At 44.5% G+C, this 6,967-nt stretch carries 8 protein-coding genes; 3 read left to right on the top strand and 5 right to left on the bottom strand.

All coding sequences use genetic code 11. From position 1 onward, the window contains the following. Positions 1-361: gamma carbonic anhydrase family protein (locus IQ224_RS20015; RefSeq protein WP_194033405.1), on the bottom strand; the 361-nt coding region annotated here is incomplete at its 3' end. A 108-nt stretch (positions 362-469) separates the two neighbouring features. Here IQ224_RS20015 and IQ224_RS20010 point away from each other — a divergent pair. Then, positions 470-985, top strand: a complete 516-nt coding sequence (locus IQ224_RS20010) for a TIGR02652 family protein (RefSeq protein ID WP_002747401.1) — start codon at positions 470-472, stop codon at positions 983-985. A gap of 16 nt (positions 986-1,001) precedes the next feature. Then, positions 1,002-1,436: a VOC family protein gene (locus tag IQ224_RS20005; RefSeq protein WP_002747403.1), complete on the top strand. Its 435-nt coding sequence runs from the start codon at positions 1,002-1,004 to the stop codon at positions 1,434-1,436. Here the strand turns inward: IQ224_RS20005 and IQ224_RS20000 are convergent. Further along, positions 1,433-2,101: a hypothetical protein gene (locus IQ224_RS20000; RefSeq protein WP_002747404.1), complete on the bottom strand. Its 669-nt coding sequence runs from the start codon at positions 2,099-2,101 to the stop codon at positions 1,433-1,435. The two genes, IQ224_RS20005 and IQ224_RS20000, sit on opposite strands and share 4 nt — an antisense overlap. Positions 2,102-2,711: 610 nt before the next feature. Here IQ224_RS20000 and IQ224_RS19995 point away from each other — a divergent pair. Next, positions 2,712-4,565 carry a hypothetical protein gene (locus IQ224_RS19995; RefSeq protein ID WP_002747405.1) on the top strand — a complete coding sequence of 618 codons (1,854 nt, stop codon included), beginning with the start codon at positions 2,712-2,714 and terminating at the stop codon, positions 4,563-4,565. Between the two features lie 283 nt (positions 4,566-4,848). Here IQ224_RS19995 and IQ224_RS19990 read toward each other — a convergent pair whose 3' ends face one another. From IQ224_RS19990 to IQ224_RS19980, 3 genes are all read right to left on the bottom strand, one after another. Continuing rightward, complete coding sequence (locus tag IQ224_RS19990; RefSeq protein WP_002747411.1) at positions 4,849-5,190, bottom strand: DUF760 domain-containing protein; 342 nt, start codon at positions 5,188-5,190, stop codon at positions 4,849-4,851. A gap of 190 nt (positions 5,191-5,380) precedes the next feature. Next, positions 5,381-6,544: a GuaB3 family IMP dehydrogenase-related protein gene (locus IQ224_RS19985; RefSeq protein WP_002747415.1), complete on the bottom strand. Its 1,164-nt coding sequence runs from the start codon at positions 6,542-6,544 to the stop codon at positions 5,381-5,383. 82 nt (positions 6,545-6,626) lie between these two features. Further along, on the bottom strand, positions 6,627-6,863 hold the full coding sequence (locus IQ224_RS19980) for a hypothetical protein (protein WP_002747417.1): 237 nt from the start codon (positions 6,861-6,863) through the stop codon (positions 6,627-6,629). Positions 6,864-6,967: the final 104 nt, after the last annotated feature.

Raw genomic sequence — 6,967 nt, 5'->3', positions numbered from 1 at the left:
CGACAATACTACCCGCCCCGACGCGCACACCATCGAGAATCACTGCCCCAATGCCGATTAAACAACCGCGTTCAATATGGGCTGCGTGAATTACCGCCCGATGCCCGATGGTAACGTAATCTTCAAGGATAGTAATTTTGCCTGGATCTCCGTGTAGGATCGCCCCATCTTGAATATTAGTATAGGACCCAATTTCGATGCGTTCCACGTCGGCACGCAATACCGCCCCATACCAAACACTCACCCCCACAGCTAGGGAAATATCGCCCATTACCGTGGCATTAGGGGCGATAAAAGCCGCTTGACTGACATCGACAATCGGCCAGAAATTAGAAGTTGATCTTAAGTTATCTAAAGACATGGGAGGATCTGCACTAAAGTCGAAAGAGAATACCCGTCCAATTTGGTTGGGTATAATATATATAGGATTATTGGTACAAAGATAACAATTTTTAGTTTAGGTTCTTCCATGATCAATGCAAGTTTACAATACCCTGTTTTTGGCCCCGATATCCATTGTCCTCACTGTCGGCAGCTAATCCCCGCCCTCACTTTGACGGATACCTATTTGTGTCCGCGCCATGGGGCTTTTGAAGCCGATCCCAAAACGGGTGAGTTGGTTCACTTGCAGTCAGGACGACATTGGCGACTCTGGAATGGTGAGTGGTATCGTCAACACACTCACCCGGATGGTATTCGTTTTGAGATTCACGAAGCACTCGATCGCCTCTATACCCAAGGATTTAAAGCGACTAAAGTAATTATTGCCAACCGTTATCGGGATTTAGTTAGTTCCTACCTAGAACGTAACACCACTTGGCGCGGTAATGAACTGGGTGAAGCCGCTATTCCCCGTCTCTACGGTTTACCAGTAGAATTTAGTCCCGATGCCCCCGATGAACCCTGTTGGGATGTAATTAACTTTGATCTGGAAAAAGAACCGGGGGTTCCCAAACGTTATCCCTATTTTCGTCTTTTTGACTGATTACTGATCACTGAAAATGCACCATGCTTCTATTCGGACGGCTAATATCCATCGGGCGATCGCTTTTTACCAACTTCTCGGTTTTAACCTAGAGGAAAGATTCACCACAGGTTATACTTTGGCCTGTTGGCTAACGGGGTTAAACGGACGCATCGAATTAATCCAAATTCCCCAACCGAAACCCGCCCCCGATGCCTTTGGTGATCAGCATTATGTCGGTTATTATCACTTGTCTTTTGACCTAACAGAAAATGTCAGCAATTTACCAGAATGGTTAGAAAAATTAACAAATAACTTTCAGCAAGCCCATCAAGAGGATGCCAATTTATATCAACCTTTAAATATTCTTTTGCCCCCCCAACAACAGATGATCGGCGATCATATCTATGAAGTCACCTTTATTGCCGATACAGACGGTTTACCCTTGGAATTTATCCGTCGTTTAACCTAAAAAGATTGTCCCACTTCTAGGACTTTTGTTTGGCCATTGCGAGACAAAATAACCTGTTGATTGCCAACTTCCACTAAAGTCCAACCGTTGACAAATTCCCCCGGAGAAATACGGGTAGTTATGCCCTTATTATCAAATAAAGCTGTAGATCGATCGCCTAAATCCATCACCCCCACCAGGGTATTTTTCACCTGATTATTGGTAGGAATAACCGCTGCCACCGGCGGTTTCACCTCGGGGGCAGCCGGTAATGGTGGTGCAGCAATGTCGCGACTTGAGGGTGTAACTGGGACAAGTTTGGCAGTAGTTTCAGGGGTTTGGGGATAAACAGGAACGTAAATTCTTTCTATGATCTGGGGAGTATTATTAACCGGTAAATTAGCGGGTGGTGCTGGTAGAACTGGCACTACTGGAGAAGGGTTATTTTTGGCAGCAGGATTGGGATCGGGGGATGAAGTTTGACTTTGCCGATCAATAATAGCAAGGGATGATTGCAGATAGGCAATAAATTTTTTATCTTCCTGGGAAATCGTGCCATTTTGAGAGATAGGGGCATTTTTTTGACTGATTAGCCATGCCACCACCCAACCTAGATAGATGCAAGCAATAACAAAAATAACTTTATCTAGGGGCATTCTGGGATTTTCTTCATAGCCCGCCGGCATATTTGTTTCACTCCTTGATCGATGCTGTAGTTTCGATTTTAACAGGATAACACTCATTTATTCTACCTCAATTTTCCTTTTTAACTCAGTGACGGATTTTGTTCACAATGTAGGGGCGAACTGCGTTCGCCCAAAAGGTACATTATCAAAGCGCAAGTCCCTAACCTGTTGGCGGCTGTTTGTAAGTGTGAGTTAGGTGTAGCAGCTTCTTAAAAGTTGCCAAACATTAATCAAGTCAAGGAGAATTTATTCTCAATTTTTATAATTGATAAAGTTTGTGATGCTTAAATAAAGAGGTTTTGACAACCAAATTAAAGCATATCTAAAGAGTTTTGAGTTAAAAGCAAAACTTCAGGTTTTCATTCAGAAGAAATGTACTAACTAATTTTCCAAAAAAAAATAGTTAACCTATAATTATGACATATAATTAATTCGCAAGAGTTCTAATGTAAAAAACCTATACCTATGAGGGAGATGGGAGATGGGAGAGAAGAATAAATAAAAATAATCTCCTGAATACTGACTCGGAGAATACAGCTTTCTTTTGCCTTTGGCCTTTTTACTTGCTATAAAGTAGGTTTATTGAAAAAGTGGAGGGAATCATCATCCTATGGCGATAATGGCAAAATCATTTAGACAAAGACTGGCAGAGATTTTCGGGTTTGACCTGCGATCGCTGGCTTTATTTCGCATTGCCTTGGCGTTAGTGGTTTTAGTCGATTTATCAGTTCGTTTTAGCCAAGTAACTGCCCATTACAGCGAATTAGGAGTTTTACCTCTAGGAAGCTTATCAAAAGTCTCTGCTAGTCCTTTTTACTGGTCTATTTTTGCTCTCAGTGACTCGGTGCTGGTGCAGAGTATCCTGTTTATTGTCGCTATAGCGATCGCATTATTGCTCTTAATTGGCTATCATACCCGTTTAGCCACGATCGCCACTTGGGTGCTAATCGTCTCTTTACATCATCGCAACCCCCTGTTACTATTTGCCGCTGATGACGTAATCCGGGCAGTATTATTCTGGGCGATGTTTTTACCCCTCGGCGCTTGTTATTCCGTGGAAAGTGCCTTAAACACCAATCCCAACCCCTTACCCAAGCGCGTAGTTTCGGCTGCCACGGTGGCTTTGATGATACAAATTTGTTATATCTATATGTGGTCAGCGGCCTTTAAAACCAAAAGTGAGACTTGGTGGCCCGATGGTACGGCCGTTTATTACTCTCTCAGTTACGATCAATACGGTACTGCTTTTGCTGGTTTCTTACTATCTTTGCCGCAACAATTACTAAAAATCCTGACCTTTTCAGCGTTAATCTTTGAATGGGTGGGTCCACTGCTAATTTTTATTCCCTTTCGCAATAGTTTCTTTAAAATAGTCGCTATTCTCTCGTTTATTCTTTTACATATCGGTTTTGCTCTCAGTTTTCATCTGGGAATTTTCCCGTTTTTGAGTGTCACCCATTGGTTGCCGATCATACCTAGTCTTGTCTGGGATTGGGGACAAAAACGGATAATAACCCCAGAAAGAGAAGGTTTAAGGATTAATTACGATCGAGATTGTGGATTTTGTAAGAAAGTTGTTCATCTTCTCCGCACTTTTCTTATTTTACCCGGCACTCCCCTGTTAGTCGCGCAAGATAACCCCTCAATATACGAGGATATGGTGGCCCAAAATTCTTGGGTAGTGGAAGATTGGCAGGGAAAACGCTGGTTTAAATGGTCAGCATTGGTTTATGTTGTCAGTCTTTCGCCGATTTTCTGGTTTTTAGCCCCAATTTTGCGTTTACCGCCCCTCATGACCCTAGGAACGAGAATTTATGAGTGGATTGCCTCCCATCGTCGTTTTATGGGCAATTTCACTAAACCTCTCAAGTTTCGTCCCCTGACGATTAAATCCTCTTTACCCTTAAATATTTTGGTAATTTTCTTCTTATTGTTGACCAGTATCTGGAATTTACGCAGTTTTGTCCGGCAATCGGTCGATAGGGGTGATTTAAATACACCTTTAGTTCAATCCCTCGATCGCTTGCTCACCCGTCGTACTTTTAATACAATTGATATTCTGGCAAGAGTTACCCGTTTGGACCAATATTGGAGTATTTTTGCCCCTGGTCCTCCCCGAGATGATGCTTGGTTTGTGGCAGTCAGTCAATTAGTCGATGGTTCCACGGTAGATTTATTTAGAGAAGGACAGCCGGTAATTTGGGATAAACCCACGGATAGCGATCGCAATCGTTTGTATAAAACCATGCAGTGGCGACAATATTTTATTAATCTTAATCGAGCTATTGGTCGGTCAGTTTATGGAGAGTTTGGTCATTATCTCTGTCAAAACTGGAATCAGCAGCACGGTAGTGATCAACAGATTAAATCCCTGCAACTTTATATTATGCGGGAAAGGACTGTACCTCCCGGAGAAAAACAAGGAATCGAAAAAGAGCTACTCTGGCAGCAAAACTGTCTTTAATCAGTTATCAGTTAAGTAGCTGGTTATAATTAAATTAAAAATGGATTTTAGGTTCGATCCCCCCTGCCCCCCTTGATAAGGGGGGTGCCGATAGGCGGGGGGATCCACCTTGATAAGGGGGCATCTGATAATTTTTAACGCCTACCTACTTATCAGTCATCAGTTATTAGTCAGATAAAAGTTATATGGCTAATTAATACAATAAAAAATAACTAAAATTGGACAACTGATAACTAATAGCTGATTGCCTCTTTTTTCCTTTCCAAATAAATACCGCTCAACTTTAAAAATCGCTGGAACCGCTCTGGAGACTAGCGAGGGATTTTTCAAAATTCATTCTCTGTTCAGCATTGCGGAGAAAGTAACCACTCATCATTGCAGAGGCCAATAACCGGCCCAGATGTTCGCGACTGGTACTGATAGTGACACCGAAATGTTCGGAAGGAAGGTTGCCCAAGAGTCCGATAATGTTGCGTTCCATCACTTGAAAAACCTCTTGGGATTCTGGTTTCGAGAGTTGGGCGATTGTTTCGGGACTTAAGGTCTGCACATACTGCCACAAACTCTCGGAAAATTCACTATCGGTACCGAATAAATTGTGAGGGCGATCGTTTTCTCTATACACCTTTGATCTCCTTAACTCAATTTTTTTATAAACTATCCTTTTGGTTCTTCCAATTTAACAGTTTTTTGAGATAGTGGCAGTCGGTAGAACCGAACCTGAAGGGGATGGTCATACCAAGCAAAAAACCCATCTCCAGCACAAATCAAAAACTTAACACTGATGATAACCGATCGCTGTTCACTGATAACTTTTATTTACCCATACCTAAATGCTGGGCTTTTTGATAGACTTTACCCTCCGTCAGCAGCGAGGGAGCAATCACCACTTCCACCTGTTGCATTTCCTTTAAGTTCTTAGCACCTAAAGTCCCCATACTGGTTTTCAGCGCCCCTAGGAGGTTATGAGTACCATCATCTAATTTTGCTGGTCCTACGAGGATTTCGGCAATAGTTCCCGTACTGCCCACACTAATCCTGGTTCCCCGGGGTAGAACCGGACTAGGTGTGGCCATACCCCAGTGAAAACCGCGGCCCGGTGCCTCCACGGACCGGGCAATGGGAGAACCAATCATCACCGCATCGGCGCCACAGGCGATACATTTGCAGATATCACCGCCGGTAATAATGCCGCCATCGGCAATAACGGGGACGTATTTACCGGTTTCTCGGAAAAAATCGTCCCTAGCGGCGGCACAATCGGCCACAGCAGTGGCCTGGGGAACTCCCACCCCTAAAACGCCGCGAGAAGTACAGGCAGCCCCGGGACCGATACCGACTAAAACCCCGGCTGCCCCAGTTTTCATCAGGTTAAGGGCGACTTCGTAGGTGACGCAATTGCCCAAAACCACGGGAATGGGCATTTCTTGGCACAGTTGCACTAAATCGAGGGGGGTGATAGCTTCCGGGGATAAATGGGCAGTGGAAACGACGGTTGCTTGGACAAAGAGAATATCGGCCGCTGCTTGGGCAACGATAGCACCGTATTTGACGGCACCGGCAGGGGTGAGGCTAACTGCCGCAATACCGCCTTTTTCTTGAATTTCTTGGATACGAAGCTCGATTAGTTGCGGTTTAATCGGTTCTGCGTAGAGTTCCTGCATTAAACCGACGAATTCTGCTTTGCCGACTGCGGTAATGCGATCAAGAATCGGGTTAGGATCCTCGTAACGAGTTTGAATACCTTCGAGGTTTAGTACCCCTAGCGCCCCCAACTCGGAGAGAAGGACGGCCATTTTAGTATCCACCACCCCATCCATAGCGCTGGCGATAATCGGGATTTCCCGCTCGATATTGCCGAGAGACCAACGGGTATCGGCTAAACTAGGATCGAGGGTTCGCACTCCAGGTACAAGTGCGATTTCATCGATACCGTAAGCTCTACGGGCTGTTTTGCCCCGACCAATAATTGTATCCACGTTTCTATACTATTTCAGACCTATTTAGCCTAGACTAGCAAATTTCGCACCATCTCGAAAAGCTTTTCGGTATTATGGCAAACTAGGCATCGGGAAAATAATCGCCACAGTCGATCGCTTGTTCGGTGTTGGCGCTCCTGGGTTGTACACTACATTTGAGGCGATAATCGTTGGTAAAGTAGCGGCAGTGGGAGCAAGGGATGGAGTGCATCCGTAGCGCAACTTGCCAACTATCGCGCACGGCACTGGTTAAAGACCAGCAAACTAAAGCGATAATGGCAGCGGCGATTGAAAAACGTAAAATAATCCAGATTTCCATGGCGAGCAACTAAAATTACCTGATGTGGATGGGAATCAACTGAGGCAATCGGCAGAGGGTTAGATAGGGTTTGCGGCAAAAAGTTTGTTGGTGGGGGCGGGGTG

The sequence above is a fragment of the Microcystis sp. LEGE 00066 genome (assembly GCF_015207925.1).
GTDB lineage: Bacteria > Cyanobacteriota > Cyanobacteriia > Cyanobacteriales > Microcystaceae > Microcystis > Microcystis ichthyoblabe_A.
Note: the sequence above shows the minus strand (reverse complement) of the source record. Positions and strands in the feature narration are given on the sequence as shown.